General features: G+C 65.7%; 5 protein-coding genes. 2 read left to right on the top strand and 3 right to left on the bottom strand.

The features are described from left to right. Together WB528_RS28200 and WB528_RS28195 are read left to right on the top strand one after the other, a co-directional pair. The coding region (locus tag WB528_RS28200) for a hypothetical protein (RefSeq protein ID WP_423892707.1) at positions 1 to 400 on the top strand (400 nt) is incomplete at its 5' end. A 70-nt stretch (positions 401 to 470) separates the two neighbouring features. Beyond that, the gene (locus WB528_RS28195; RefSeq protein ID WP_423892705.1) at positions 471 to 770 is read left to right on the top strand and encodes a VOC family protein; all 300 of its coding nucleotides are present in this window, start codon (positions 471 to 473) and stop codon (positions 768 to 770) included. Positions 771 to 907: 137 nt separating this feature from the next. Here the strand turns inward: WB528_RS28195 and WB528_RS28190 are convergent, their stop codons facing one another. The 3 genes from WB528_RS28190 to WB528_RS28180 form a co-directional block, all read right to left on the bottom strand. Next, positions 908 to 1,201, bottom strand: coding sequence for a hypothetical protein (locus tag WB528_RS28190; RefSeq protein ID WP_423892703.1), 294 nt, complete (start codon positions 1,199 to 1,201; stop codon positions 908 to 910). Positions 1,202 to 1,315: 114 nt separating this feature from the next. Next, positions 1,316 to 1,555 (bottom strand): GNAT family N-acetyltransferase, encoded by a 240-nt coding sequence (locus tag WB528_RS28185; protein ID WP_423892702.1) that lies wholly within the window; start codon positions 1,553 to 1,555, stop codon positions 1,316 to 1,318. Positions 1,556 to 1,666: 111 nt separating this feature from the next. Next, on the bottom strand, positions 1,667 to 2,079 hold a 413-nt coding region (locus WB528_RS28180; RefSeq protein WP_423892700.1), incomplete at its 5' end, for a tautomerase family protein.

The raw sequence follows: 2,079 nt of genomic DNA, 5'->3' as shown, positions 1-2,079 counted from the left end.
GAGCTGGGCGGTCGGCCTGGACGGCGGCTGGCAGCAGATGTTCTTCATCGCCGAGGGACGCTGTGAAGGGTTGGTAACCGGCCGGTTCCGCGGCGCGAACTTCCCCCGCAAGGAAGGCGCGGGCGGCCCCTTCCGGCCAGATTTCCGGGCTGTCATCGAGGCCGACGACGGAGCCGTGATTATGGTGGAGTGGCATGGATACGGCCGTGCCTACCCGCCAGAGCGCCGCCAGATCGTCGGGTCGGTGTTTCACCTGGCAGACCGCGAGCCTTACAGCCGGCTGAACGACGCAGTCTGCGTCTGCACCGGCGAGGTCCGCGCACCTGGCGATCCAGGCCAGGCCGGACCCGATCTGGTCATCGACGTGGCTGAGCTGATCTGGGAGCCCATCGCCGACTGACACCTTCCCCCCGGCTGCCGAAAGCGCGCAACCAGGTCGCCAATGCCGGGCAGACGAGCTCCGCGGTCAGATGAGGACGTCTGATGAGGGCCGTAAGTCCCCGGAGTTGGCGAGATGCAGGTCCAGCGCGCCGCGCATACTGGCGACATGCCCGTCCGACTCCACCACATCGTCGTTGACGCTCACGATCTGCCCGCCATGGCAGTTCTGGACGCAGGCGCTTGGCGGCAAGAACCGCGTACATCTTGACCTCACCAGCAGCGCCGCCGGCCGCGATCAGGAGATTGACCGCCTTCTCGCACTCGGGGCGCGCCGCGTAGACATCGGACAGACCGGCACTGAATTCTGGACTTGTCCTTGCCGACCCTGAAGGTAACGAGTTCTGTGTAGTGCGCCCGAAAGAAACACTCATCCGTCAAGACGCAGGACCGAGAACCCTGCGTGGACCCTGTCCGCGGCATGACCGGATGTTCGTCGGCCCGGAGCCCGATGACGGCGGCGCTGTCCTCAGCTGCCAGATGCCCGGAAATGGCGCAGGATCTGGCGAGCGTAGTAGGTCTCCCAGGGTTCACCTGGAGCCTCGGCCGTGAATTGCCTGTCGAGGCTGACAAGCAGGTAAATCAGCTCGCTTCGCACCGGCCTGGCGCCCAGCAGGTCTGGTAGCTCCGACAGGTCGATGAGCCACTGCGCGTACCAGGAGGCCCAGTCATCGTCGGCTCCGTCGACGATCCGGAAAACGCGATGGTGGGTCTCGCCCGCCTCATGCAGCAAGGCGCTGACGTGATCCTGTATGTCCGTCACCTGATCCCCCTCGCCGCTGTAGGCGGCATCAAGGTCATCACGGCCGGTGCGGCCGACCCGTCACAGTAACAGTAATCACACCAACTTCCCCGCCCATCGAAGGGATCTCGGGCTTTAGCGGGCACGGCTGCGGTCCACGGCACCACGATGCACGGTCACCAGGCAGAAGCCGCGGCGCTGGTAGAAACGCAGCGCATCAACGTTGTCGTTGGTGGTAATGAGCCACAGACGCACGTACCCTTGCTGTCTGGCCAGCTGCCCGGCCGTCTCGATCAACGCGGTCCCCGCCCCGCGCCACTGCTCTGCGGGGTGGAGGGTGAGAATCTCGCACTGGCGCCACTCGCGCCCTGGCACGTAGGTGACATGCCGAGCAGCTGCCCGTCGGCCGCGACAGACGTGCCGCAGGTACTTTCGGTGTGGGCCCCGGCTGGGCAACACTCCCGCAGCCGCAGAAGAGTGCGTTGATCAGACCTTGACGTTGAACTCGAGGTCGACGTCACACGCAGCCTGGCCGCCCCGGATGCCCCAGTTTTCGGTGGGGCTTTCGCGAAGGGTGATCGAGACGTGGTCGCGGGGGATTCCCAGCGGTTCGAGGCGGTCGACGATCTCCCCGTAGAGCCGTCGCTTGGCTTCGACGGATCGGCCGGCAAAGCAGTCCACCGACACCAACGTCGCGTACTCCGGTTCGGCCAGCGCCGGCGGGTGCGCAAAACGATGCGGCTCGTGCACCTGAAGGCGCACATGCTTGTCCTTGGCGGGAATCCGGAATGCAGCCACAAGCGCAGCGTGAACCGCATCGATGATCGCGGTCTCTTCCTCGCGAGACCACTGCCGGCGGACTTCGATGAGCGCCCAAGGCATGGCGTCCCCTTTCGCAT

Origin of the sequence: Bradyrhizobium sp. (genome assembly GCF_049586575.1) — a bacterium.
Lineage (GTDB): Bacteria > Pseudomonadota > Alphaproteobacteria > Rhizobiales > Xanthobacteraceae > Bradyrhizobium.
Note: the sequence above shows the minus strand (reverse complement) of the source record. Positions and strands in the feature narration are given on the sequence as shown.